The organism is Myxococcales bacterium, from assembly GCA_022184915.1.
Lineage (GTDB): Bacteria > Myxococcota_A > Polyangia > Fen-1088 > Fen-1088 > JAGTJU01.
Window position 1 is genome coordinate 352,132 of record JAGTJU010000001.1, and the last position, 23,845, is coordinate 375,976.

The following is a 23,845-nucleotide window of genomic DNA, read 5'->3' on the forward strand; positions in this document are numbered from 1 at the left end:
CGCCCTCCGGGTGACGGGTACGGGGCGACGTGCGTTTCCCGCCCGGCTTACACCCGCCGCGCGGCCCAGGTCGCGAACGCCTCTTGCGCTTCCACTTCTCCGTGGTGCAGAGCCAAACGCCGCACGTTCGGGATGGCACCCACCCAGCGCCAGAGCTCGTCGCGATCGGCGTGGGCGGACAGGCCACTCAGGGTCTCGATCGCGGCCCGCACCGGGATCTCTTCGTGGTTAAGCCAGACCGTGCCCCCCGTCCGTGCCGCGGCCTGGATCCGCGCCCCCGGTGTGCCGGGGGCCTGATAGCCCACGAACACCACGCAGGTCTCGGGCAGCGGCAGGAGCTCGGCCAAGTGGCCGACGATCCGCCCGCCCGTGCACATGCCGCTGCCCGCGATGACGAGCAGGGGTTCCTTGACGTCCCGCAGCCTCACGGAGTCGCGCGCGGAATGAACGGCGTAGAGGCTCTCGAAGCTGAGGGGATCGTCGCCGGACGCGAGCTTGTCGCGTGCCTCCTGGTCAAAGAGGTGGCGCGCCTTTTGGTAGAGCTCCGTGACCTTGAGGCCCATGGGCGTGTCGATGGCGACGGTGATGTCCGGGATGCGCCGGGCCTCCACCAAGGTGTTCAGGTGATAGATGAGCGTTTGTGTGCGGCCGATCGCAAAGGCGGGCACCAGAATGTGCCCTCCGTCGCGGACGGCGCGGTTCACGATGCTCTCGAGGCGGGCCTCGATGTCTTCGTGGCTCTGACGGTGCTCGCTGTCACCGTAGGTGCTCTCCATCACGACGAGATCCACGGGGCGCTCGCGGCCCCACGTCATGTTGTAGTCGCGCAGCAGGGGGCTGTTGGGCCGGCCGAGATCTCCTGAACAGATGACCCGCCCTCCGGGGGCCGTCAGCTCGACGCTGCTCGAGCCCAGGATGTGCCCCGCTTCGTGTAGGGTGCACGAACCATCGAGGCCTGGTACGGAAAACGATGTTTCGTAGGGCGCAACGCGGGCGAGCGCCTCGAAACGCCGAACGAAGCGGCGGATCTCGGGATCGGACTGGCGCGCCAGGCGGAGACCATCTTCCAGGACCAACTTGGCCACATCCAAGGTGGCGCGGGTGCCGAGGATCGGTCCATCGTAGCCGCGGTCGAGGAGCTGAGGCAACGAGCCCACGTGGTCGTTGTGGCCGTGGGTCAGCACGACGGCGTCGAGCTTGTCGAGCGCCTCAGCGGGAAACCTCCAGCGCTCGGCCTCCCGGCCTTGTGCCACCCCGCAATCCACCAGGACTCGTGCGCCGCCGGTCTCGATCAGGGTCATCGCGCCCGTGACGCTTGCCATGGCACCCAACAAGGTGACCTGGCCAGAGGGCAGGGGGTGAATGGGCGTGCTGGGCAGGATGAGCATCGGGCGAGTTTAGGACAAGAGCCGGCCTTCGTGTGTTCGTTCTCCCGAACCTCGGGCTTCGCCTATACTTCTGGCCCCGGGCTGGATTCCTGGGAACCATGAACCTCATCCTGCGTACCTTCTTTGTTACGATGCGAGCGCTTTGGGCCTCGTGGCGTGGTCGCAAGTTGGGGCCCTTCGACGAGTCGGTGCTGCCTTTCCGGGTGTGGTTGAACGACCTCGACGTCAACCTTCACATGAACAACGGCCGCTATCTCACGATCATGGATCTCGGTCGTTTCGATTTCCTCTTGCGTTCGGGTCTTTGGACCCAGGTGCGCCGGCAGCGTTGGATGCCTTTGGTGGGGGCCGTGGTGTTCCGCTACAAGCGCTCGCTGCAGCCGTTCGTGCGCTACGATTTGCACTCGCGCGTGCTGGGTTGGGACGACAAGTGGTTCTACATCGAGCAGCGCTTTTTGCTGGGAGGCGAGCTGGCGGGCCTCGGCTTGGTGCGGGCGCTGTTCCGGGGGCGGTCCGGCAACGTGCCCCCGGCGGAAGCCCTCCGTGCGGCAGGTTACGACGTGGCCTCACCCCCGCTGCCCGAGATGGTGGCTGATTGGCGTCGTCTGGAGACCGCGGCCGGCGTGGGGTTTTGAGCCCCCCTGCCGCAGGTGCTCCTCACCCAACAACGTCGAGAAGAGCCGGCGTGGCCACGTTGGCGGCGGCGTTGCGGCTGGCCATCAAGCTCGACGACGCCCCGAAGGTAGAGGCACTCGGCCCACTCTTTTGGACAAGCTGCCCGAGGCCCACGACGCCCCGGCAGACACGTGGCTTTTCGTCGCCGGACAGGCGCTGCTGGCTGGGGAGGCGCTTGCGAGGTTCGAGTCCCAGCGCAGCTTGCCTGCAGCGTTCGCCCCGGGTCGGGCGCGCAACGCGTGCTTTAGCCCGTCGCCGTTACGCCGGCGCCAGGCCCCCTCAGGGGCCGAAGGGGCGACGGATGACCATGATCACGATGATCACCATCAAGAGGGTGGGGACCTCGTTCCACACGCGAAAGAACTTGTGGGTCTTGAAGGTGGGCTCGGTGATGAGGCGCTTGCGCCACGCAGACGACATGCCGTGCACCCCGGCCAGCGCCAGCACGCAGGTGAGCTTGACGTGCATCCAGGGCTGCTTGAGCCAGTCGGGCACCAGCACCAGCATGGTGATGCCTGTGATGAAGGTGGCGATCATGGAAGGCGTGGCGATCGCCTTGAGCAGCCGCCGTTCCATGACTTGAAAGCGCTCGCGGACCACCGCCTCGGTTTCCATGGCGTGATACACGAACAGCCGCAGCAAATAGAGCATGCCGGCCATCCAGGTGATGATCGAGATGACGTGAATGGCTTTGACCCAGACGTAAAACACGTGGGCAGGCTACCAGCGGGGGAGGGGAAGTCCAAGGCAGGGCCAGCAGGGTGGTCTCCTTGTAGTCTTCTTGGGTCAAGATAACGCGTTGTCCTGCGGAAGGTTTGAAAACTTTGCGCGTTGCGCGCTCAGGAAAAAATGCGATATGTGGCGCGCTGGGGGCGGCAGAGGCATCTCACCGGCCCCGTTTCCCGCACCCAACCCGAGGAGAAAGCATGTCGTTAGGTCAGGATTTCAAGAAGTTCTTGTTGAGAGGCAACGTGGTCGATTTGGCCGTGGCCGTCGTGATCGGCGGTGCGTTCGGCAAGATCGTGTCGGCCTTCGTCGACGACCTGGTCATGCCTGCCGTGTCGGCACTGATACCGGGTGGGTCTTGGCGGGAGTTCACGGTGACGCCGCTCAACTTCAAGGTGGGGCACCTGCTCGGAACCTTGCTCGACTTTTTCATTGTCGCGACGGTCATCTTTTTCGTGCTCGTCAAGTTCCTGGGCGCGGTCATGAAGAAGGAAGAGGCACCGCCCGCGCCGGCACCTCCGCCCACCAAAAGCTGCGGCGAATGCCTCGAGACCGTGCCGGCTGCGGCCAAGCGTTGCAAGTTCTGCACAAGTCTGCTGACGGCGCTTGCGCTCGTTTTCCTCGGGGCTCCGGCTTTTGCGCAGGGCAACCCCGCGTTCGCCTACGAAAAGCCTCCCGCGGAGATGAAGCCCGTGGTGGAGTGGAACGCGCAAGTCAAGGGCGCCCTGGTGCTGACGGGCGGCAACTCGCAGGCCACGAACGGCGCACTGTCGGTCACGACCTCCCGCCGCGCCGGCGACAACAAGCTGGGCATCGAGGGCATGGCGGCCTACGGCACGGCGAACGTGCGACAGTTTGTGCCCGGAAACACTGGGGTCGCCACGCTGGTTGATGGCGACGCTGACATCGTTCGTAACGAGGTGGACTCGACCAACCTGATCTTGGGCAAGGGTCGCTACGACCGATTCCTGACCCAAAACAACGCAGCTTACCTGCAGGCCAACATCGGTCGGGACAAGATCGCTGGCAAAAAGCTCTTTGGTGGTTCCCAGGCTGGCTATAGCCGTCAGCTGCTCAAGAACGACACGCACGAGCTGCTCGGCGAATTCGGTTACGACTTCACGTACGAGTCTTATTACGGCGATTCGCAGGGCGTCTCCATTCACTCTGCGCGCATCTTCCTCGGCGAGAGCCTCAAGGTTTCCGACGACACCGGCCTCTATGCCAATGCCGAGGCGTTGTTCAACCTCAACGAAGAAGGTTCGGCGTTGGACGCCTCCGTGAACACTTACAAGGAGGGTGTGGGGCCCTTCAAGGACACCCGCGTGAACGCCAAGGCGGGTCTCACCACCAAGCTCTGGAAGAACCTTAGCTTCGGTTTCGGCCTGGCCATGCGCTACGATCAGAACCCGGCGCCGCTGAACGCGACCTTCATTGACCGAGACATGGCCAATCCGACTCCCTACCGCGCCTTTGCCAACGAGGTCGACTTCATCGCCGACGCCTCGTTGATCGTCACCCTGTTGTGAGCCCGAAGCGCGAGCGCAGGTCCGCGAGCACCGCCTGGACCTGCGCGCCGGTGGCCTCGCGCGTGCCGCCGTTGTCGATCACGTGGCTGGCCACCCGCACCTTCTCCGAGAGAGGGTACTGAGCGGCGATGCGGGCCCGGACCTCCGCCTCCGAAAGCGGGCCCCGGGCCACCGCGCGCGCCACCTGCACCTCGAGGGGCACCGTCACCACGATGAGGGCGTCGAAGTCTCCGTGCCGTCCCGTCTCGACCAGCAGGGCGGCGTCGTAAACCGCCAGGTGGTGCCCCTGCGCTGCGAGCGCGCGCGCCCGGGCCAGCGCCAGCGCCTGAATGCGGGGATGTGTGAGGGCCTGCAGACGCGCCCGGGCCTCGGGATCGGCGAACACCTTGGCGCCCAGCTTGCGCCGGTCGAGTGTGCCATCGGGCGCGCAGACATCGGGCCAAAGCGCCGTGATCTCGGCCCACGCGGGCTCACCCGGACGCACGATGTCGCGCGCCAACTCGTCCGCATCCAAAACGGGAACACCCGCCTCCGCGAACAGCTTCGCCACGGTCGACTTGCCCGAGCCGATGCCGCCCGTGAGGCCCACGAAGGCCAGGTTTCCCACCATGACCGCGAATCCTATGTCATTGTTCCGGCCCCGTCAGATAAACCCTCGCCCCGTGCCATGGCTCCCCTGCCGCATCCTCAGATCCTCTCAGCCACCTTCGTGGCCGAGGCGCGCACGCCGGCCGATTTGAGGTCGTTGCCTCCGTTGCCGGGCTATCAGATCGCCATCGCGGGACGCTCGAACGTGGGCAAGTCGACCTTGCTCAACAACCTGGCCGCGCGGCGTAGCTTGGCGCGCACCTCAAAAACCCCGGGGCGCACGCGAGGGCTGATTTTCTACGACTTGCAGCTGCGGACCCCCGAGGGGGAAGCCGTGGGCCTGCGGGTGGTGGACTTGCCCGGTTACGGGTACGCGAAGGTCGGCAAGGGCGAACGAGACAGTTGGCGCACGCTGGTGGAAAGCTACGTCACCGGCACCGCGGCGTTGCGTTTGTGCCTGGTTCTGGTGGACGCCCGCCGCGGCCCCGAACAAGAAGAAGGCCAGCTCATCGCGTGGCTCGACAGCATGGGCATCGTGCACCGCCTGGTGGCCACGAAGATCGATAAGCTCACCGCCGGGGAACGCGGCCTGCTCAAGCGCGACCTGCCGGGCGCCTTTCCCGTCTCGGGCCTGAATGGCCAGGGCATGGATCGTGTCTGGAAGGTGGTGCTGGACGCGCGCAGCTTCGGAACGCTGGGATAGCCCGCGACGATGGACGCGTACACGATCGAGCCGCTTCGTGCGGAGGACATCGACGCGTTGATGGGGGTCGCGAATGCCTGTTTTCCGGTACCCTGGTCGGCCAAAACCTTCACCGATGAGCTCTCGCGCGCGCAGGCCCGCATCGACGGGCTGCGGGCCACGCCGGGGGGCCCTCTGCTCGCGTTCATCGATTACTGGATCGTCCTCGACGAAATTCACCTTCTCAACGTGGCCACGTTGCCCGATGAGCGGCGCAAAGGCCACGCACGCCGGCTCATGAACCACATGCTGCGCGTTGCGCGCGGCAGCGGCTGCCGTGCGGTGCTTCTCGAGGTGAGGCGCTCGAACACGGCCGCCCTCGCGCTTTACCAAGCCTATGGCTTTCGGTCGGTGGGGCTGCGTGCGGGCTATTACCCCGACAACGGTGAAGACGCGGTGCTCATGACGCTCGACCTGGAGCCGTCCGGCTCGGGCGGGAGCCCGCACGCTCCTGACGCGCCGTGAGCGACGGGACCTCTGCCCGTAGAACGCTTCGCCTTCGCGTGCGGCTTACGTATAGTGGGCGCGCGTGAAGTGGAACCGCAGCGCGGGTGCGCCGATCTCCGTCATCCTGGCCATCGTGTTTCCGGCGATGGTGGGCTCTGCGTTGGCGCTTGCTTACTTCGGGTATCTCTACGCCGAGGACGTGTCGCGCCGGATGGAGGCCGCCGACCGCCAGACCGCCTGGGCGGAGGCCGGTCGACTCATCGAGTCCGTGGAGGCCCGTGTCGACGGGGTCACGAAGGAGCTCTTCGACAAGCTGGCCCTACCCGAAGAAGGTCGTGATGCCGAGGGGTGCGAGGCAAACACACGGCCCGCGGCGGACGCCTTCGTCATGGTGCGCTTCAACGCCCGCGCGCGGCTCGAGATCATCTGCCACAACGGACCCGTCACCCGGGAAGACTGGCGCGACACCTTCTTGCGCTCTCTCGACTTTGCTTCGATTCAGCCTGGCCGTTTTCGCTTCGTACACCAGCGCATCGACCGGCAGGACGCGCTGGTGGCCTTCATGCGCAAACAAACGCACAACGGCAAGGGCTATTACGTGGTGCTGCGGCTGGCAGAAAGCTGGGTGCGCCAGTCCGTCGAAACCGAGATCGCGACCCTCGCGGAGCGTCGTCGCGTGACGGTTCTCGATCAACGACGCCGAAGCGTGGCGGGGACCCTGCTCTCGGGTCCGGTGCCCCGGAAAGAAGAGCGCTTTTTGGTCGAGCGCGCCTTCGGGAAGATCTTGTACGCCTGGGATCTGCAGCTGGCGCCCCGTGACGTTGAGACGCTTCAGGCGCAGGCCGAGCGCCAGCGGGTGCTGGGGCCGCTGCTGGTGATTCTGTCCACGGTGATCATCGGGGTGGGGCTCGTCATCGTGTGGCTGGGCGTGCTGGCAGAGCGGCGTGCGTCTCGTCTCAAGAGCGATTTCATCGCGAACGTCTCCCACGAACTCAAAACGCCGCTGTCACTCATTCGCATGTTCGGTGAGATGGTGGCCACGGGCCGTAACAAGGGACCCGAGGCGGTGAAGGAGTATGGGGGGATCATCACGCGAGAGTCCGAGCGTCTCTCCCACCTCATCGACAACGTGCTCGACTTTGCGCGCCTCGAACGGGGCAAAGCCAGCTATCACTTCGCAGAGGGAGATCTGGCCGAGTTGCTGGATCGCTCGCTCGATCTGTGTCGCTACCGGCTCGAGAAGGAGCGTTTGCGGCTCGACGGGTTCATCGAGCCCGAACTGCCGCCCGTGCGCATGGACGAAAACGCCATGACCCTCGTCATCTTGAACCTGGTGGACAACGCCATCAAATACGCCGCGGAGGGCGGTGCGGTGCACGTGGGCATCACCCGCCGCCCCGGCGGGGTGATTTTGTGGGTCCGCGACTTCGGCCCGGGCATCCCGGTCGACGAACGTGAACGCATCTTCGATCGCTTTTACCGGGCCCGTAACGCCCGGGACCGCAACGTGCGGGGCAGCGGCATCGGTCTATCGCTGGTCAAGCACATCGCCGAGGCCCACGGTGGCCGCGTGACGGTCGAGGCGCCCACGGGGGCCGTACAGCCTGGCGTGGGCACCGTCTTTAGCGTACACCTGCCCGCCTCCGTGGCCGAACGTGCCAGCCTCGCGTCGATGCCCAGCGTGACGGCACCGTCTTCGGGATCCTCCCCATGAGCCCCAAAACACGCATTCTCATCATCGAAGACGAGCCCGACATCGCGCGCGGGCTGACCGACGCGCTCGAGTTCGAGGGCTTCGAGGTGTTTGCCGCGACGCTTGGGCGTGAAGGCTTGCGCCTGGTGCGCGAGCGCGGCCCCGACCTGGTGATCTTGGACTTGATGTTGCCCGACATCAACGGCTTCTCCGTCTGCGAGCAGATCCGCGAGCACAACTCGGTGATCCCCGTGATCATGCTGACGGCGCGTTCCCAGGAGAGCGACAAGATCCGCGGTCTCGAAGTGGGGGCCGACGACTACGTCACAAAGCCTTTCTCCGTGGGCGAGCTGGTGGCGCGTATCAACGCGATCTTTCGCCGGTTGCACCGGGCTGCCGCGGTAGAGGAGGCGATCCCGATCGGCACGGCGGTGGTGTACCCGCGCAAACACGAGCTGGTGCAGAACAAAAAAACGCACGTCCTCACGTTCTACGAAGTGGAGATCGTGCGCTTGCTCCACGAAAGAGTGGGTGAACCTGTCTCGCGCGAGGAGATCCTGGAAAAGATCTGGGGTGTGTCCGGCTACGGTTCGAGCCGCTCCGTGGACAACTGCGTGGTGAAGCTGCGCCGGAAGATCGAGGCGGATCCCGCGAACCCCCGTCACATCGTGACGATCTACGGCACCGGCTACAAGCTGGTGCCCTGAGATCCCCTCAGGACCGACGCCCCGGGTGAGCGAGCACGTTGGTGAACGTGCGGCTGTTCATGCGATCGAGGTAAAGCGTGCCGTCGAGATGATCGATCTCATGCTGGAGGATCCGGGCATGCCAGCCGCTCGCGACGATGGAAAGCGGTTGGCCCTGATGGTCGAGCGCCTTGACCTCGACGGATTGTGCCCGGGGCACCTCGGCCGCGAAGCCGGCCACACTGAGGCAGCCCTCGACGAAGGTGGCCGGTGTGGCGTCCAACACGCGGAGCCGGGGGTTGATCAAAACCTGGAAGGGCACGGGCCTGCGGTCTTTGGCGCGCACGTCTGCGGGATCGAGCGCGGCGATCACCTCGGCCCGGTCTTCGAGCACCGCCAGACGCAGCGGCACACCCACCTGAGGCGCCGCCAAGCCCACGCCGGGCGCGTCCAGCATCGTCGCGCGCATGAGTTCGATGAGTCTTTGTAGCTCTGGCGAGCCAATGCGACCTGGCTCGACCTCGGTCGTGCCCTGCCGCAAAACAGGATCCCCGGTTTGTACGATCTTCAGGATCATCTGGCCTCCTTTGCGGCGTTCTACCAGCCCCAGGTCACCTGGCCATTCAGGGCGTCTTCCCCTCCGTCGGTTCGGGGGGCGGGGTCTCGGGAGGCGTTACGGGACGGTGCACGAGCCCACCCGCGGGGCGTAGTCCCATCACGCGGAGGAGCAAGACGTGCCTGCGCTCGGTGGGCACCTCGACGTGAGCCAAGGCCCGCGGGGCGCCGAGGGCAACCGCGGCGCGCGCCAGGGCGCTCGTGAGGAACAACAGCCAAAACTGCCCCTCGAAGCGAACGAGCAAATGACTGCCCAAGAGCGTCCCCAAAAGCTGGGTGGTTCCCTGAAGAAAGCTCTGCGCGGCGAAGACGTGCTGACGCGCGTGTGCGTGGGTGATGTCGAGGTAAAGCGCCATCTGCGCGATCTCGTGCCCCCCCCAGGCGAAGCCCGACAAGCATTGCGCCACGATCACCCAGCCGAGCCCCTGCGCCCACAGCCACGGCAAGGGGATGATGGCCACGAGGAAAGCCGCGAGCAGGTACACGCTGCGCGGGTTGTGCCCGTCGACCACCCTTCCCCAGGACGACAAGCTCAGAATTTTTGCGCCGACCACGGCGAGGTTGGCCACCGTGTACGCGCTGTACGAGAGGTGGAGTTCTCCGAGCATGAAGGGCCCGAAGTAGGGTGAAGCCAGGTATACGGCAAGCTGCAGGGTGGCTCCCACCGCGAGCACACGGCGCGCGTTCGTCAGCCCGGGCGCCCGCAGCAGCGTGGTGAAGTTCATGCGCTCGACTTGGGGTTCGGTGACGGGCTCGGGCGAGAGGGCCAGCAGAAGGCAAGACACGGCCCGGGCCAGGGCCGCCACGCCGAACGCGAGGACGAAGCCGTTGCCACCGACCCCTCGCGCCACCTTGCCCGCGGACCCCGGCTCGAGGCCCTCGAGCACCGCACCTGCGGCGAGCAGGGCCAGCATCGTGGCGATTTGCACACGGCGGCTTCGCCGGGCGAAGTATTGGCCGCGCGAGGGCGCAGGCACGACCCCGCCGAACCAAGCCGACCAGGCCGTGCCACAGGCCTGGCCGAACACCTGGTGCAGGCACACCAGGGCGATGAGGGAGGCGGGCGTGAGCCACGCGTAGGCGTCGGCCAGGGCGAGCGCCGCGAGGCACAAGGCCTGCAAACCCGCGCTCACCACCACCAGCGGTTTCCGGGCGCCGCCCCGGTCGGCGAAGCGCAGGGCGATGACGGGTCCCAGCCCTCCGACGAAGAGCGGCAGGCCCACCACCAACCCCAGCTGGAGGGCGTTTGCGCCGAGCCGCACGGCATCGGCCAGGAAATAGCCCTCGCCCGCGCCCACCATCACGGCATAGAAGACAGCTTCCAGCAGCGAAAGTGACATCGCGCGCGCGCGCGCCGCAGGGTCGAGCGTAAGGGCGCGTAGAGGACTCATGACGGCAGCGCGACGGCCCGAAATCGAAGGCGAGGCAAGGACAAACTCTCAGTTTCAAGCTAGGGCCGCCGCCCGCTCCGTGCAACGTCCATCGTTCGCGCCGCCCGGTCCTGCCCACGCCGGCCCGCGGGCCTGGGAGAACGCCCCGGCGGCACCACCGCGCCGGCCCAAGCGCGCGGGGCTGTGGTAAGAAGCGCGCCCATGAGCACCCCCTCTGCCTCGGGCCCCTCGTTGCCGGTCCGCGTCCGCATCGCACCGTCCCCCACGGGGGACCCTCACGTGGGCACGGCGTACATCGCGCTCTTCAACTACGTTTTTGCCAAGAAGCACGGCGGCCAGTTCGTGTTGCGCATCGAGGATACGGATCAAACCCGGTCTCATCCCGAGTCTGAAAAAGCCATTCTGCGCGCCTTGTCCTGGGTGGGGCTTTCGTGGGACGAGGGGCCCGACGTGGGAGGCCCTCACGGCCCTTATCGTCAGTCGGAGCGAGCGGACCTCTATAGACAGGCTGCCGCGCGCTTGGTGGAAAGCGGAACCGCCTACCGGTGCTTCTGTTCGTCTGAACGCATGGAACAGGTGCGCAAAGCCCAGCAGGCTGCCGGCGGCTTCCAGGGCTATGATCGACACTGCCGCGAGATCGACCCTGCCCAGGCAGAGGCCCGCGCGGCCTCGGGCGAATCGTTCGTGATTCGCCTGAAGATGCCCACCGAGGGGCAAACCCTCGTCAAGGACCTGCTGCGCGGGGACGTCAGCTTCGAGAACACCCAGATCGATGACCAGGTGCTGCTCAAGTCGGACGGCTTTCCCACCTACCACCTGGCCAACGTGGTGGACGACCACGACATGAAGATCACGCATGTGATCCGGGCCGAGGAGTGGCTCGTGTCGACCCCGAAGCACGAAGCGCTCTACCGCGCCTTCGGCTGGCAGCCGCCGGTCTGGGTGCACATGCCCTTGCTCCGCAACAACGACAAATCGAAGATCTCGAAGCGCAAAAATCCCGTTTCGCTCGACTATTACCGGGATGCGGGTTTTTTGCCCGAAGCCTTGCTGAACTACCTCGGGACCATGGGGTGGTCGATTGCGGGCGATCGCGATCGCTTCACCCTCGACGAAATGATCCAGGCATTCACCTTCGATCGCGTCAGCCTGGGCGGTCCCGTGTTCGATCTGGTGAAGCTCTCCGCGATGAACGCGCAATACCTGCGCAGTCTCGACGATCAGCAGATCGTCGATCGGCTGCGGGCCTGGCGCTTCTCGGACGCTTACCTGCGCGGCTTGGTGCCCCTGGTGCGCGAGCGGATCGCCGTGCTTTCGGACTTCGTGGGGAAGACGGACTTTTTCTTTCAGGGAGACGTGGACCACGCCGCCATGGTCTCGGAGCTCTTCCCGAAAAAACGCAGCCGCAAGGAGACCGTCGACCTGCTCAAGCAGCTCGTCGAGTGGCTCGACACCCAGCGTGACTTTGCGCCCGCGGTGCTCGAACCGGGCGTGCGCGCCTTTGCCGAGAAGGTGGGTTGGGCGCCCAAGGAGGTGTTCATGCTTCTGCGCACGGGCGCCACGGCTCGCAAAGCCACCCCCCCTCTCTTCGAGACCCTGGACGTGCTCGGCCGCGATCTGGTGCGTCACCGCTTGCGTGAATGCCTGAAGTTCATGGCCACCCTGCCCGAGGCCCCGGCCAGCTGATCACACGGCCGCACGGGCGGGGTGGGGCGTGCTGCGCTTCACCTTGCCCTTCGTGAGCTTGGCCACGATTTCGGCCGCCGGCAGCGGCTTGCTGAAGAAAAAGCCCTGCATTTCGTCCACGCCCAGGGCCACCAGCCGCTGGCGTTGCTCGTCGGTCTCCACCCCTTCGGCCACCGTGCGCAACCCGAGCGCCTGCGCGATGGCGATCATGGCTTTGACCAGGGTCTCCGAGTTGTGGTCGGTGCCCATGTCCATCACGAACGAGCGATCGATCTTGAGGGCGTCCACCCGGAAGCGCTTCAGGTAGGCAAGGGAGGAGTAACCCGTGCCAAAGTCGTCGATGGCCAGCTGGATGCCGAGCGCGCGCAACCGCGCCAGGTGCTCACGGCAGCTGGAGTCACCTTGCATCAGCACGGCCTCGGTGATCTCGAGCTCGAGGTTGGTGGGGTCGAGCCCCGTGCGCTGCAGGATTTCGTCGACGCGGGTGACGACGTGAGGATCGCGCAGCTGCACGGGGGAGAGGTTCACGGCGATGCGCAGCCCCTCGTAGCCTGCCTGCTCAAAGGCTTTGATCTGGCGGCAGCTTTCTTCCAGAACCCACGTGCCGATCTCCTGAATGACCCCCGTTTCCTCGGCCAGGGGAATGAAGAGCGCGGGACTGATGAGCCCCCGTTCGCCGTGGTTCCACCGAACGAGCGCCTCGAGCCCGATCACCCGGCTCGATTCAGGGTCGATCTGGGGTTGGTAAAACACCACCAGCTCCTCCCGGCCCACGGCGTGGCGCAGGTCGGCCTCCAGCTCGAGGCGCTGGGTCGCGTTGGCGTTCATCGTGGGGTTGAAGGTGTAAAGCCGCCTGCGGCCATCGGCCTTGGCGCGGTTCATGGCGGTGTCAGCGTTCTTGAGCAGGGTGTCGCAGTCGTCGCCGTCGCCCGGATACACGGCCACGCCGATGCTGAACGTGACGAAGATCTTGTGTGTGCCTCCCAGCAGGATGGGCTGGTCCTGAAGCCTCAGCACCTTGGCCGCGATGGACGAGACGTTGTCTTCGGTCTGAAGCCCCGGCAGCACGAGCACGAACTCGTCACCGCCAAAGCGGGCCACCGTGTCGGACTTGCGCAGGCAGCCGCGCAATGACGTGGCCACCTTTTCGAGCAGCTCGTCCCCCGTCACGTGCCCGAGGGTGTCGTTCACCTTCTTGAAGTTGTCGACGTCGACGAACATGACCGCCACACGGGAGCTGTCGCGCTGGGCGTGGGCCAGCTCGAGCCGGAGACGGTCGGTGAGCAACACGCGGTTCGGAAGCCCTGTCACGGGATCGTGAAACGCCAAAAAGTGCGCCGCCTCCTGCATGCGCTCCTTCTCCCGCAGCTCGTGCGCGAGACGGCGGCTGAGGTCCTTGAGGTGACCCACCCCCGCACCCACCACCACACCCGACAGGATGCCCACGATGCCGCGGGCCACTATCTCGACCGTTGGCAGGTGCTCGAGGCGTGAGGCGACCAGCACGTTGACCGCAGCGGCGCAGAGCGCAGCGACCGAACCCCACACGAGCCCGCCGGCTCCGGCCGCGGTGATGATGGCCACGAAGGAGAGCAAAAACGCGCTCTCCCCCACCCAGCGCGCGAGGGGCCACGCCACCGCGGCGTAGGTCGCGATCGAAGCCAGACACAGCAGGGCGCGGGCACGTGACGGAGGGCGGGGCGGGCCGGTGGGCTCCAAGGCCACGGCTTGCGTCAAGGAGCCGCTCGTGATTCTCACGAGGGGGGACCATCGGCATCTCGGTCGCCGACATTGAGCCCAGACCTCGGCGCCGAGGCGCAAGTTTTGCATCTCGACGACGCAGCTCCGGGGCGCCGCTACGAAAACCAGAGTTTGCGGCGCGTTATCCGACAACAAATCACACCTGATTACAATCGGATGACAATTGCCCCGGTACCTTGAAAGACATGGACGTTTCTGGTGCTCTGATTGCCCTTTATCTGGGAATCTTGCTGTGTTTGGCGGTCTTCGGATTCCACCGCTCGCACCTGGTCTACTTGTTCTACAAACACAAGAGCCGGCGCCCCGAGGCTGACACCCGCTACAAAGAGTTGCCCGCGGTCACGGTGCAGCTGCCGCTTTTCAATGAGATGTACGTGGCTGAGCGTTTGCTCGACGCGGTGGCAGCCATTCGTTACCCCCGGGACCGTTTCCAGATCCAGGTGCTGGACGATTCGACGGACGAGACCCGCGACATCTGCCGCCGGAAGGTCGAGGCGCTCAGGGCGGAGGAGCCCGACCTCGACATAGAATACGTTCACCGCGTCGATCGTACCGGCTTCAAGGCGGGCGCGCTGGACAACGGCCTGCGCACGGCCAAGGGCGAGCTGGTCATGATCTTCGACGCCGACTTCGTACCCCAGCCCGACGTGCTCGAGCGTACGGTGCACCAGTTCTCGGATCCCCAGGTGGCCGTGGTGCAGTGTCGCTGGGAGCACATCAACCGTGACTTCTCTCCCCTCACCGAAGCCCAGGCCGTGATGCTGGATGGGCACTTCGTGATGGAGCACGCGGGCCGCGCGTGGTCGGGGCGCTTTTTCAACTTCAACGGCACGGCGGGCATGTGGCGCCGCGCCGCCATCGCGCAGGCGGGCGGGTGGCAGCACGACACGCTCACCGAAGACATGGATCTTTCCTACCGGGCCCAGCTGCGCGGTTGGAAGTTCATCTACATGCCCGAGGTGGCGACCCCTGCGGAGTTGCCGGTGGAGATGTCTGCCTTCAAGTCGCAGCAGTTCCGGTGGGCGAAGGGCTCGATCCAGGTGGCCCGCAAGCTGCTACCGACCATCCTGCGCTCGAACGCCACCTTTGCACAGAAGACCGAAGCCTTCTTCCACCTCACCAACAACTTCGCCTACCCGCTCCTGGTGCTGTTGTCGTTGCTGCTTCTGCCGAACTTGGCCTACCGGACCTCGCACGGCATTCGCGAGGTGCTCCTCATCGATCTGCCGCTTTTCTTCGGCACGACCATGAGCATCGCCTCTTTCTACGTGTGCTCTCAGCGAGAGATCGCGCGCATGGAGGGGACGACGGCGGCTGGCCGTATGTGGCGCGCCTTCCGGCGGCTGCCCCTCGTGCTCTCGATCGGCATCGGTCTGTCGATCAACCAGACCCGGGCCGTGATCGAGGCGGTCTTGGGCCGAGAGACCGAGTTCGTCCGCACTCCGAAGCACGGGGTGAAGGGGCGGCTCGAGAGCTGGAGCACCAAGAAGTACCGCGCCGCCAAGTCGGTGACGCCCTTTATCGAGGTGGGCATGGCGCTCTACTTCGCGCTCACCCTGGCCGTGGCCATCAACAACGGGCACTTCCTGTCCGTGCCCTTCGTGTTTCTCTTCTTCGCGGGCTATGCCTACGTGGGCTTTACGTCTCTGTGGCAAGGGGCGTTCGGTCAAGCGGTACAACGCCTGCCGTCGGTGATCAAAGAGCTGGTGGCCCCCTCGGCCGAGAGCCCTCCGGCCCTCGAGTAGCACCGTCGCGAACCGTCCGCTCCCTCACGGCGCGGGCGGTTCGGGCAAGGGCTCTGCGTCTGCGGTGGCCTTGGTTTTCTCGGCGGGCTCGGTCACCAGCGGAAATCGTTCCCCACGGAGTCTGCGCTGCTTCGTGAGCGCCCACGCGCCCTCGCGGTGCTCCCAGGTTTGCTCCACGGACGTTTTGTGCACGACGGGGTCACGTTTGGTGTACCACTCGAAGTGCACGATCGTCTTGGCCTTGACGGGCGGCTCATCGAACTTGATTGACGTCATTTCGTGATCCGCGATGACCAGATCGTCTTCCACGAGATCGACCCGCTTCAAAAACGCCAGGCCCGCAGCGGGCTCGAAGTGACTCACGGCGGTCTCGTAGCGGCCCCAGCGCAGGTCATTGTTCATTTCCCGCGAGATCCGCAGAAGCGCGTCTTGGCGTTGTTGCCCTGGTGACAGGCAGGCCCAAAGCGGCCCCGCGAGCCCAAGCGTTGCGCCCCAGGTGACGAATGCGCGGCGATTCAGCTTTTCCAAGAGCAACTCTCCTTGCCGGTGGTCAGGTCGAGGCGCGGGCGCCCACCACCCGCTCGATGCCACCCAGATCCTTACACACGAAGGGCGCTTCGAGGCCCGCGGCAAGGCAGGCTTGCACCACGGCATGGGCTTGCCCCTGACCGAGCTCGAGCAGCAGGAGCCCGCCGGGCTGAAGGTGCGCGGGTGCCGCCGCCACGAGCTCGCGAATCAGGTCGAGCCCATCCGGCCCGCCGTCGAGGGCCGCCCGAGGTTCACGGTTGACCTCCAGGCTGAGCGTCGCGATGTCGGCCGTGGGGATGTAGGGCAGGTTGGCCACGACGAAATCGAAGGGGCGGTGGGACGCAACCGGCGCCAGCAAATGGCCCTGGTGAAAGGAGATCTCCACGCCATTGCGAGCGGCGTTGCCCCGGGCCACGTCCAAGGCGGCGGCCGATTGATCCGTGGCCCACACCTTCGCCTGCGGGCGGGCCTTCGCCACCGCGACGGCGATCGCGCCGGAGCCCGTGCCGATGTCCACCACCGTGGCGGGCCGGTCTTTGGGCAGCCGTTCGAGCAGCGCTTCGACCAGGGTCTCGGTGTCGGGGCGGGGCACGAGCACGTCGGGCGTCACTTTGTAAGGCAAGCCCCAGAACTCCTTCTCTCCCGTGATATACGCCACCGATTCGCCTTCTTGCCGCCGCCGGACCACGTCCCGAATCGCCGCGAGGCGTTCGCCGGTGAGCAGCTCGTTCGAGCGAACGTAAAGGTCGATGCGTCGGGCGTCGAGCGCATGCGCGATGAGCAGCTCGGCGTCGAGCCTCGGGGTGGAAAGGCCCCGCTCGGTGAACCGCTGCGTGGTCCACCCGAGCACCTCGAGAATGGTCCAGTCTGGGCGGCGCTGAGAGGGGGGCGAGGAAGACACCGGCGGCATCATGCACGACCGCAGGCGCTGGGCTCAAGGCCGGCGCCCGAGAAACGTTCCCGCCGCTTGGGGGCGCACGCAGGAGCCGCGTGTCCGCAGGGAGGCCTCACCGGATGCGCAGCCGCTCGACCGGGACGCCGCCTTTGAGATGGCTCTCCACGATCTCGGAGACGTCGTCCGGGGTCACGCTGCCGTACCAAACTTGCTCGGGGTAGACCACCACCGTGACCCCATGTTCGCACTGGTCCAAACACCCCGCGGCGTTGGCGCGCATGGTGGCGCGGAGCCCTTCCTCGAACACTGCCTTTTTGAAGGCTTCGCGGACCTTTTCTGCACCTTTCGAGGCGCAGCAGCCCTTGGGGTTCGCCGGGTCGCGGCGGTTCGTGCAAATGAAAACGTGTCGCTCGAGGTGGGGCTCGGCCATGGGCGCACAGGTTAGCAGGGGGAGCCGCGGGAGGCAGGTACGCGCCGGGGGCGGGCCGGGAATGAGGGAGACGGCCGACGGGTTCCACTCGCACAGCCGCGCCTGCTAGGCTGAGCGCATTCACCCGGCCGCGCCGGCTCGTCGCTTTGCCATGTTCCTTCTTCCCTCCGCCCGACACGATGCCGCCCTCGGCCGCGACAGCGCGAGGCGGCCCCTTGTGACCTTGGCGGCCGTGCGCCGGCGCTGCGGCGTGGGCAAGGCCGTGCCGCGCACGCGCCGCCCGAACGACCGGCGGAGGGCCCCTTAGCCGTGCAGCTCAAAATGGCGAAGCTGCTCGGACGTACGGCCTTTTTGACGATCCTCGGGGCGCTGGCGGGGCTCATCCTGAACGGCCTGCGGCCTGACGGGGTGGCCTTGCGGGCCGCGCCCCCTGCCGCTGTCTGCAAGGCCCCCGATGCGGTTCGTCCCGTCGAACGCCTCTCCCCGGAGCAGGCCAACAGCCTGTGCGCCGATCCCACGGTGCTGGTCGCCGACGCGCGGTCGTCCACGGCGTTTGCCGCTGGGCACGTCGCGGGCGCGGTCCATCTGCCGTGCGCGGCCCCGGGTGGTCTGGCCTCCGAGGTGCCTCGGATCCTGCAAAATCGGAAAACCGTGGTGGTCTATGGCGACGACACCGAAGACGCGTTGGCGGTAGCCGATGGTTTGCGCCGCCGGAACAGCAACACGAGCTTGCGCGTGGCCGTCATCGAGGGTGGGTTTTCGGCCTGGGATCAAGCGGGCTTCGCGTGTTCCTCCGGGCCGTGTCCCGAGTGCTCCGAAGGGCGCCACGAACATGCCCCCGGGGAGGCGGTACCGTGAGTCAAGGCACGCAGGCGGTCGTTTCCTTGCGAAGGGACGGGGGGCCAACGGGGCGCGCGGTTCTCGCGTTCCTCTTGCGTCTGGGTTTGGGCGGGCTGTTCATGCTCGCCGGTTTTCTGAAGGCCCGAGACCCTTCGCGCTTCGCGCTCGAGATTTCGAACTACCAGCTGATGCGTGAGGGCGTGTCGGCGGTGGCCGCCATGCTGCCTGCGATCGAGATCGTGGCGGGCCTGGCCTTGGTCGTGTTGCCTCGACCCTGGCGCCACGCTGCCGCCACCTTGATTGGTATCATGCTGGCCATGTTCACGGTGGCGGTGGGCTCTGCCTATTTCAGAGGCATCAACATCGATTGTGGCTGCTTTGGTGGTGCCGAAGCTCCCATCACGGGCCTGACTCTCCTGCGCAACCTGGGGCTGCTCGCGGCCGCGGGTCTGACCGTGTGGCTAGACACCCCGCGGTCGCGCCGATGAGCGCGTCCGAGGGCCAGCCCGAGGCCTGGGGGCCACGCCTGCAGCCGCTGACGGCGATGGCACCGGCGGCGTGCCGGGCCCTGCGCGGGGTGGCTTTCGATGTCGACGACACCGTGACCGCCGACGGCCGGCTGGAGCTCGAGGCCTACGACGCCCTGTGGCGCCTCGCCCGGGCGGGGCTGCGCCTGATTGCGCTGACGGGGCGGCCCCTCGGGTGGGCCGACGTGGTCGCGCGCCAGTGGCCGGTGGATGTGGCGGTGGGCGAAAACGGCGCAGGCTGGGTGTACCGGGCGGGGCCCGCGTCGGCGCAGTTCATCGAAGGATACTTCGATCCTCCCGAGGTCCGGGCAGACCAGCAACGTCGTTTGGCCGCGCTCTGTACGGAAGTGGCCCGTACGCTTCCCGATGTGTTGCTGGCTTCGGATCAGCGGGCGCGCCGTTGCGATGTGGCCTTCGACGTGGGTGAGACCGCCGCGATCGCGCCGGCCACCCTCGCCCGCCTACAGGCCGCGATCGAAGCCGCCGGAGCGCGCTGCTCGGTCTCGAGCGTGCATGCCCACGCGGTGTTCGGCACGTGGGACAAGGCCCGCGGGTTGGTGCGCGCCGCTGCCGAGGCCCTGGGGGACGATGTGGCCGCGGATCGGGCGCGCTGGATGTTCGTGGGTGATAGTGGCAACGACGCTGCGGCGTTTGCGTATTTCCCGCTCTCCGTGGGTGTGGCGAATGTCCGCGCGCACCTGCCGCGTTTGCCCGTACCGCCCGCGTTCGTCACGGACGCGCCGCGGGGGGCCGGCTTTGCAGAGGCGGCGTCGTGGCTTCTTCGCCACCGCGCCGGGGCGTCATGAAAGCTCGGGTTCGGGAGCGCTCTTCGGGGTTCATGCCGGCGTTCGGTCTGCGTAACGCCCACGTGCAGACGATCTGGCCCTCGCTTCTGCGCCGTCCCCCTCGTCTGCAGCTCGAGCGGCTGGCCTTGCCCCGCCCCGATGGTGAGGGCGTCGTGGATCTCGTGAGCTTGCCCCTGCGGCCTGGCGCGCCCGGCGTGCTGCTGCTCCACGGGCTTGAAGGCTCGGCGCGCTCGCCTTACGTGCGAGGCTTGCTGGCGGCCGTGGAGGCCGCGGGGTGGAACGGCGCCGTGCTCGAGTTCCGTTCGTGCGGCCCTAGTATGTTGCAAAGCGCGGTGCTCTACCACTCGGGAAAAACCGACGAGATCGATGCGGCCGTGAAGCACCTGCAAGACCGATGGCCCAACGTGCCTCTCGCGGCCTGTGGTTTTTCGCTGGGGGGCAACGCCCTTCTCAAGTGGATGGCCGAGCGCGCCGAGTCCTGTCCCTTGATCGCCGCGGTGGCGGTCTCCGTGCCCTTCGACTTGGCAGCCTGTGCCGCGCGCCTCGACGGTGAGACGTTTTTTTCGCGTCTTTATCGCAAGCATTTTCTGAGGTCGCTCAAACTCAAGGCGGTTCATGTGGCCACACGGTTCCCCACGCCATTTACCGCGGAGGCCGTGCGGGCCTGCCGCACCTTTCGTGAGTTTGATGAGCTCGTCACTGCGCCTCTGTTCGGCTTCGCTTCGGCCGCCGACTATTGGGCCCGCAATAGCTCAGCCGCCTACTTGTCGCGTGTGCCCGTGCCCACGTGTCTCGTCAGCGCGAAGGACGATCCCTTCATTCCCCACACCGTCATACCCATGGACGCGATCGAGGCCAACCCGCACCTCGAGCTGCGTCTTTACGCGCGCGGAGGACATGCAGGCTTTCTTTCTGGGTGGCCCTGGCGCTTGCGCTACCACGTCGAGCCCACCACGCTTGCCTTCCTCGACGCGCATTTTCAGAGGCGCTTTCAGGCGTCGTTCGCGTCCTGAGCGTTTTTTCGTGCGACATTCCTCCGCGGCGTCGTCCACCAAGCGGAGGACAAATCATGTCGAAACGAATCGCGATGCTTCTGGCGCCCTGCTTGGCCATGGGTGCACTCGGTGGGGGCTGTGGGGCCCCGTCTGCGGAGGAAACGACCCTGCAGTCGTTGGCTCTCATCTCACCGAACGGTGAATTCTACAACGCCGATTCCGATGTCATCAGCGCGCTGACGGCTGCGGATAGCGAACCGCTCGAGTGGTACATGGGTGGCCTTTACACGGGCATCACGGCCGTGGCGGAGAGCGGTCGCACCGCCGCCAAGCTCCGGCATAGCAACGCCTGGTGCTATAGCGGCATCGCCTCGAACGCCTTGCTGACACAGGTGCAGGGGCCCGGTGTCGTCCGTTTCGTCGCGAAGTCCGATGCGCCTGCGGCCGCTCTGGCCCACAAGTTCGTGGTGTTCGATGCCAACGATACGAAGGTCAGTGAGACCCTCATTGCTTCGAACACGTTCGCCACGTACGAGGTCGAGATCGGCCCAGGCACGCAGAAGCTGATGTGGACCGACGCGCGGAGCGCCGAGGATTCCCGCTGTGACTGGTCCGTGTTCGTCGACGAGTTCCAGGTGTTGCCGATCGTTCCCGTGGCAACGGTAGAAGCCGGGGCAGACATGCCGGGACGCTGGGTGGTTTTTCCTGGCAACGGTGGCGTCAGCAAGTCGACCGAATCGCATGATGGGTTCGGCTCCATGAAGATCACGCACGCGAACGGCTGGTGTTTTGGCGGTGGTCCCTCGGTCGAGACGGAAACGAAGGTCGTGGGGCCCGGCAAGCTCTCCTTCTGGGCCAAAACGGATCTGCCGGAAGATGGCGCCATTCACATGATGGGCGTCTTCAACGAGGCCGGCACGCAGATCGCCAGTGTGACGGGGCTCCTGACGACCTCGTGGGAGTACTTCGAGGAAGACCTCGGCCCGGGCATTTTCACGGTGCGTTGGCTCGGGGGCCAAAGCCGGGAAGACTCTCGCTGTTCATGGTCCGTGTTCATGGACGAGTTCAAGGTGGCCAACGATCAGCTCTTTGCGCCCACGACCGGCGACATCGTCATCGAGGCCGAGACCTACAAAGAGAGCCGCAGCCGCGGCGACGTTCACAAGTGGAGCACCGCCACGAGCGTGGCGGGGGCGTCGGGCGGTGCCTACGTGGAAACCGTCGAGACCCACGCTGCACTCGGCACCTGGGAGACCGCGGCCGAGCTGACCTACGACGTGTCGGTCGCGCTGCCCGGGACTTACCGCGTGTGGATGCGCGTGGCCGCCTCGACCTGGAGCGACGATTCGGCCATCGTGGGCGTCGATGGACTGGCGCTCGGCACCCGCATCGACAACGCGGGCCCATCGTCGGGCTGGCGATGGGTGCAAAACGCAACGAACACCGTGCTCAGCGCAGGTACGCACACGCTTTCGCTGCGCCGCCGTGAAGATGGCTACAAAGTCGACAAGATCGTTCTCACCACGGACGCGGGCTTTGCGAGCCGGCTCAACGAGACGCTGGCCGAGGCTCCCCGCAGCCGTCCTCGGGCCATCGCTCTTGGCGGCCTGGCGGTCATGGAAGCCGAGACGTTCTCATCGCAGGTGGCCACCTTGGATCCCGGTGGGGTTTCCTGGACCCCCGGCGGCGCCCTGGGCGGCGCGGTGGGCAGCTACGTCGATACGGTGAGCGCCTCCTTTTCCTTGGCCTCGGAGAGCAACGGCGCAGCGCTGAGCTACGACGTGTTCGTTCCCAGCACGGGCGTGTTCACCGTTTGGGTGCGCCGCTTCGCCGCGAACGGCTCGTCGAACTCCGTGTTCGCATCTCTCAACGGCACGACCTCCACGTTGTTCGACAACGTCGGCTCGGCGGCGGCGTGGGTTTGGAAGTCGCTGGGCACGGTGACAGTGGCGAGCGCGGGCAACCAAAGCGTGCGCCTCGTCCGCCGGGAGCCCAACTACAAGGTGGACCGCCTGCTCCTGTCGTCCGACCCGGCCTTCGTGCCCAGCGGCGACGGCCCTGCCGCAAGCCCCCGCTGACCCCCGAGGGGCGGTGGCGTCCCGGCGAACCCCCTCGTTCGCCGGACGCCCCCCGGGTGCATCCACGCAGTGCTCGGGTCCCCCCCCGCCAGGAGGCGGCTCCATGCTAGATTCGCGCCCTTCCATAGATGCGCGCCAAATTACGAACAGGCCTCGTCGTCGGGCTGTGCTTCAGTTCCGCCGGCCTGCACCCTGCGCCCGTAGGGGCGGCGGAAGCTGCCGTCGAGACGCAGCCCACGGCGGCAGGCGCTCCTTCGGATCCCGAACGGCTGTTCGCCCAGGGCAAGCTTCACTACGAGCTTGGTGAATACGAAGAAGCCATCGTGCTCTTCCGTCGTGCCTACGAAGAGACACAAGATCCCGGGTTTCTTTTCAACGTAGCGCAAGCGTACCGTTTGTTTGGCAAGTGTCGTCAGGCGCTCCAGGTGTATAGCCATTTCCTGCGCCTGGCTCCCGGCCACCCCAATGCAGTGGCGGCGGCCTCCAACGTGTCGGCGCTCGAGGCGCAGTGCCCGGGGGGCACAGCTGCTGCCAATCCCGAAGCGCCCGTGGCTGCCACCGGGGCGGTCCCCGTCGAGGCACCGGTCGCGGAAGCCCCCCTCCTCAGCCTTGCCCCGCAAGCCCCGTCCGTCTTCGCGCCGCCGCCGGCGCCCGCAGTGCCCGCCCCGCGTCAGGGGCCCTCGGAGTCCACCACGGCCGATGTCGGTGCGTCGGGGCATTGGCACCGCGTGGCCGTGGCGTCCACGTTGACGCTGGGCCTCTTCGCCGCGGTGGGCAGTGTGCTCGTGCGCGAGCGGGCCGCCCGCTATGGACGCGAAGCCGATGCGATCGCTATCCGCCGCGAGGGTACGGCTTTGGTCAGCGTCGATGGCGCGCCCGCCCCGAGCGACGCGGAGCTCGAGCAGCGCCAACGACGCGCGCTCACCCTGGAGAACCGTGCGGACTGGTCGGCGCTTCTGTTGAGCGCCACGTCGGGTGCGCTGCTGAGCGCAAGCCTCTTCATGTGGGCGCCCTGGCGCTCCTGGTCTGTGCAGGCGGGCCCTCGCCACGCCGGCTTGGCCGTGAACTTCTGAG

General features: G+C 66.5%; 23 protein-coding genes. 14 read left to right on the forward strand and 9 right to left on the reverse strand.

What is annotated here, in order from left to right; all coding sequences use genetic code 11:
* Positions 1 to 47: 47 nt before the first annotated feature.
* Positions 48 to 1,388 carry an MBL fold metallo-hydrolase gene (locus tag KA712_01545; GenBank protein ID MCG5051620.1) on the reverse strand — a complete coding sequence of 447 codons (1,341 nt, stop codon included), beginning with the start codon at positions 1,386 to 1,388 and terminating at the stop codon, positions 48 to 50.
* 98 nt (positions 1,389 to 1,486) lie between these two features.
* Here KA712_01545 and KA712_01550 point away from each other — a divergent pair, with 98 nt between their 5' ends.
* Positions 1,487 to 2,023: a thioesterase family protein gene (locus KA712_01550; GenBank protein MCG5051621.1), complete on the forward strand. Its 537-nt coding sequence runs from the start codon at positions 1,487 to 1,489 to the stop codon at positions 2,021 to 2,023.
* Between the two features lie 319 nt (positions 2,024 to 2,342).
* Here the strand turns inward: KA712_01550 and hemJ are convergent, their stop codons facing one another.
* Positions 2,343 to 2,774 (reverse strand): protoporphyrinogen oxidase HemJ, encoded by a 432-nt coding sequence (gene hemJ, locus KA712_01555; protein ID MCG5051622.1) that lies wholly within the window; start codon positions 2,772 to 2,774, stop codon positions 2,343 to 2,345.
* A 215-nt stretch (positions 2,775 to 2,989) separates the two neighbouring features.
* Between hemJ and mscL the strand changes: the two genes are divergently transcribed.
* Positions 2,990 to 4,318: a large conductance mechanosensitive channel protein MscL gene (mscL, locus tag KA712_01560; GenBank protein ID MCG5051623.1), complete on the forward strand. Its 1,329-nt coding sequence runs from the start codon at positions 2,990 to 2,992 to the stop codon at positions 4,316 to 4,318.
* Here mscL and coaE read toward each other — a convergent pair.
* The gene (gene coaE, locus KA712_01565) at positions 4,305 to 4,916 is read right to left on the reverse strand and encodes a dephospho-CoA kinase (protein MCG5051624.1); all 612 of its coding nucleotides are present in this window, start codon (positions 4,914 to 4,916) and stop codon (positions 4,305 to 4,307) included. The two genes, mscL and coaE, sit on opposite strands and share 14 nt — an antisense overlap.
* A gap of 69 nt (positions 4,917 to 4,985) precedes the next feature.
* Here coaE and yihA point away from each other — a divergent pair, with 69 nt between their 5' ends.
* The 4 genes from yihA to KA712_01585 all read left to right on the forward strand — a co-directional run bounded on the left by yihA (position 4,986) and on the right by KA712_01585 (position 8,495).
* Complete coding sequence (yihA, locus tag KA712_01570; protein ID MCG5051625.1) at positions 4,986 to 5,609, forward strand: ribosome biogenesis GTP-binding protein YihA/YsxC; 624 nt, start codon at positions 4,986 to 4,988, stop codon at positions 5,607 to 5,609.
* Between the two features lie 9 nt (positions 5,610 to 5,618).
* Positions 5,619 to 6,113: a ribosomal protein S18-alanine N-acetyltransferase gene (gene rimI, locus KA712_01575; protein ID MCG5051626.1), complete on the forward strand. Its 495-nt coding sequence runs from the start codon at positions 5,619 to 5,621 to the stop codon at positions 6,111 to 6,113.
* A 64-nt stretch (positions 6,114 to 6,177) separates the two neighbouring features.
* Positions 6,178 to 7,809, forward strand: a complete 1,632-nt coding sequence (locus tag KA712_01580) for a HAMP domain-containing histidine kinase (GenBank protein ID MCG5051627.1) — start codon at positions 6,178 to 6,180, stop codon at positions 7,807 to 7,809.
* Entirely contained in the window at positions 7,806 to 8,495 is a 690-nt protein-coding gene (locus KA712_01585; protein ID MCG5051628.1) for a response regulator transcription factor, read from the forward strand. The genes KA712_01580 and KA712_01585 overlap by 4 nt, the downstream gene beginning before the upstream one ends.
* Before the next feature lie 7 nt (positions 8,496 to 8,502).
* On the opposite strand, the gene def is transcribed toward KA712_01585, so the two are convergent.
* Positions 8,503 to 9,051, reverse strand: coding sequence for a peptide deformylase (gene def, locus KA712_01590; protein MCG5051629.1), 549 nt, complete (start codon positions 9,049 to 9,051; stop codon positions 8,503 to 8,505).
* 46 nt (positions 9,052 to 9,097) lie between these two features.
* Positions 9,098 to 10,480: an MFS transporter gene (locus KA712_01595; protein ID MCG5051630.1), complete on the reverse strand. Its 1,383-nt coding sequence runs from the start codon at positions 10,478 to 10,480 to the stop codon at positions 9,098 to 9,100.
* Positions 10,481 to 10,681: 201 nt separating this feature from the next.
* On the opposite strand from KA712_01595, the gene gltX reads away from it, so the two are divergent.
* On the forward strand, positions 10,682 to 12,166 hold the full coding sequence (gene gltX, locus KA712_01600) for a glutamate--tRNA ligase (protein MCG5051631.1): 1,485 nt from the start codon (positions 10,682 to 10,684) through the stop codon (positions 12,164 to 12,166).
* Here gltX and KA712_01605 read toward each other — a convergent pair whose 3' ends face one another.
* Entirely contained in the window at positions 12,167 to 13,924 is a 1,758-nt protein-coding gene (locus KA712_01605; GenBank protein MCG5051632.1) for an EAL domain-containing protein, read from the reverse strand.
* 188 nt (positions 13,925 to 14,112) lie between these two features.
* On the opposite strand from KA712_01605, the gene KA712_01610 reads away from it, so the two are divergent.
* Positions 14,113 to 15,672 carry a glycosyltransferase gene (locus tag KA712_01610; GenBank protein MCG5051633.1) on the forward strand — a complete coding sequence of 520 codons (1,560 nt, stop codon included), beginning with the start codon at positions 14,113 to 14,115 and terminating at the stop codon, positions 15,670 to 15,672.
* A 24-nt stretch (positions 15,673 to 15,696) separates the two neighbouring features.
* Here the strand turns inward: KA712_01610 and KA712_01615 are convergent, their stop codons facing one another.
* The 3 genes from KA712_01615 to KA712_01625 form a co-directional block, all read right to left on the reverse strand.
* The gene (locus tag KA712_01615; protein MCG5051634.1) at positions 15,697 to 16,200 is read right to left on the reverse strand and encodes a hypothetical protein; all 504 of its coding nucleotides are present in this window, start codon (positions 16,198 to 16,200) and stop codon (positions 15,697 to 15,699) included.
* 22 nt (positions 16,201 to 16,222) lie between these two features.
* Positions 16,223 to 17,101: a peptide chain release factor N(5)-glutamine methyltransferase gene (gene prmC, locus KA712_01620; protein MCG5051635.1), complete on the reverse strand. Its 879-nt coding sequence runs from the start codon at positions 17,099 to 17,101 to the stop codon at positions 16,223 to 16,225.
* Between the two features lie 106 nt (positions 17,102 to 17,207).
* A complete protein-coding gene (locus tag KA712_01625) occupies positions 17,208 to 17,525 on the reverse strand; it encodes a (2Fe-2S) ferredoxin domain-containing protein (protein MCG5051636.1) in 318 nt (105 codons plus the stop codon).
* A gap of 309 nt (positions 17,526 to 17,834) precedes the next feature.
* Here KA712_01625 and KA712_01630 point away from each other — a divergent pair, with 309 nt between their 5' ends.
* The 6 genes from KA712_01630 to KA712_01655 all read left to right on the forward strand — a co-directional run bounded on the left by KA712_01630 (position 17,835) and on the right by KA712_01655 (position 23,844).
* Positions 17,835 to 18,383, forward strand: a complete 549-nt coding sequence (locus KA712_01630) for a hypothetical protein (GenBank protein MCG5051637.1) — start codon at positions 17,835 to 17,837, stop codon at positions 18,381 to 18,383.
* A complete protein-coding gene (locus KA712_01635; GenBank protein MCG5051638.1) occupies positions 18,380 to 18,853 on the forward strand; it encodes a hypothetical protein in 474 nt (157 codons plus the stop codon). Before KA712_01630 ends, KA712_01635 begins: the two co-directional genes overlap by 4 nt.
* A complete protein-coding gene (locus KA712_01640; GenBank protein ID MCG5051639.1) occupies positions 18,850 to 19,698 on the forward strand; it encodes an HAD-IIB family hydrolase in 849 nt (282 codons plus the stop codon). Before KA712_01635 ends, KA712_01640 begins: the two co-directional genes overlap by 4 nt.
* A complete protein-coding gene (locus KA712_01645; protein ID MCG5051640.1) occupies positions 19,695 to 20,711 on the forward strand; it encodes an alpha/beta fold hydrolase in 1,017 nt (338 codons plus the stop codon). Before KA712_01640 ends, KA712_01645 begins: the two co-directional genes overlap by 4 nt.
* 56 nt (positions 20,712 to 20,767) lie before the next feature.
* On the forward strand, positions 20,768 to 22,771 hold the full coding sequence (locus tag KA712_01650; protein ID MCG5051641.1) for a hypothetical protein: 2,004 nt from the start codon (positions 20,768 to 20,770) through the stop codon (positions 22,769 to 22,771).
* A gap of 128 nt (positions 22,772 to 22,899) precedes the next feature.
* Complete coding sequence (locus tag KA712_01655; GenBank protein MCG5051642.1) at positions 22,900 to 23,844, forward strand: tetratricopeptide repeat protein; 945 nt, start codon at positions 22,900 to 22,902, stop codon at positions 23,842 to 23,844.
* The last annotated feature ends 1 nt before the right edge of the window (position 23,845 follow it).

Excerpts from the sequence above, each read along its gene's own strand:
- KA712_01545 (MCG5051620.1), bottom strand. The coding sequence starts at position 1,388 with ATGCTCATCCTGCCCAGCACGCCCATTCACCCCCTGCCCTCTGGCCAG.
- KA712_01550 (MCG5051621.1), top strand. The coding sequence starts at position 1,487 with ATGAACCTCATCCTGCGTACCTTCTTTGTTACGATGCGAGCGCTTTGG.
- mscL (MCG5051623.1), top strand. The coding sequence starts at position 2,990 with ATGTCGTTAGGTCAGGATTTCAAGAAGTTCTTGTTGAGAGGCAACGTG.
- yihA (MCG5051625.1), top strand. The coding sequence starts at position 4,986 with ATGGCTCCCCTGCCGCATCCTCAGATCCTCTCAGCCACCTTCGTGGCC.
- rimI (MCG5051626.1), top strand. The coding sequence starts at position 5,619 with ATGGACGCGTACACGATCGAGCCGCTTCGTGCGGAGGACATCGACGCG.
- KA712_01585 (MCG5051628.1), top strand. The coding sequence starts at position 7,806 with ATGAGCCCCAAAACACGCATTCTCATCATCGAAGACGAGCCCGACATC.
- def (MCG5051629.1), bottom strand. The coding sequence starts at position 9,051 with ATGATCCTGAAGATCGTACAAACCGGGGATCCTGTTTTGCGGCAGGGC.
- KA712_01595 (MCG5051630.1), bottom strand. The coding sequence starts at position 10,480 with ATGAGTCCTCTACGCGCCCTTACGCTCGACCCTGCGGCGCGCGCGCGC.
- gltX (MCG5051631.1), top strand. The coding sequence starts at position 10,682 with ATGAGCACCCCCTCTGCCTCGGGCCCCTCGTTGCCGGTCCGCGTCCGC.
- KA712_01610 (MCG5051633.1), top strand. The coding sequence starts at position 14,113 with ATGGACGTTTCTGGTGCTCTGATTGCCCTTTATCTGGGAATCTTGCTG.
- KA712_01625 (MCG5051636.1), bottom strand. The coding sequence starts at position 17,525 with ATGGCCGAGCCCCACCTCGAGCGACACGTTTTCATTTGCACGAACCGC.
- KA712_01640 (MCG5051639.1), top strand. The coding sequence starts at position 18,850 with ATGAGCGCGTCCGAGGGCCAGCCCGAGGCCTGGGGGCCACGCCTGCAG.
- KA712_01645 (MCG5051640.1), top strand. The coding sequence starts at position 19,695 with ATGAAAGCTCGGGTTCGGGAGCGCTCTTCGGGGTTCATGCCGGCGTTC.
- KA712_01650 (MCG5051641.1), top strand. The coding sequence starts at position 20,768 with ATGTCGAAACGAATCGCGATGCTTCTGGCGCCCTGCTTGGCCATGGGT.
- KA712_01655 (MCG5051642.1), top strand. The coding sequence starts at position 22,900 with ATGCGCGCCAAATTACGAACAGGCCTCGTCGTCGGGCTGTGCTTCAGT.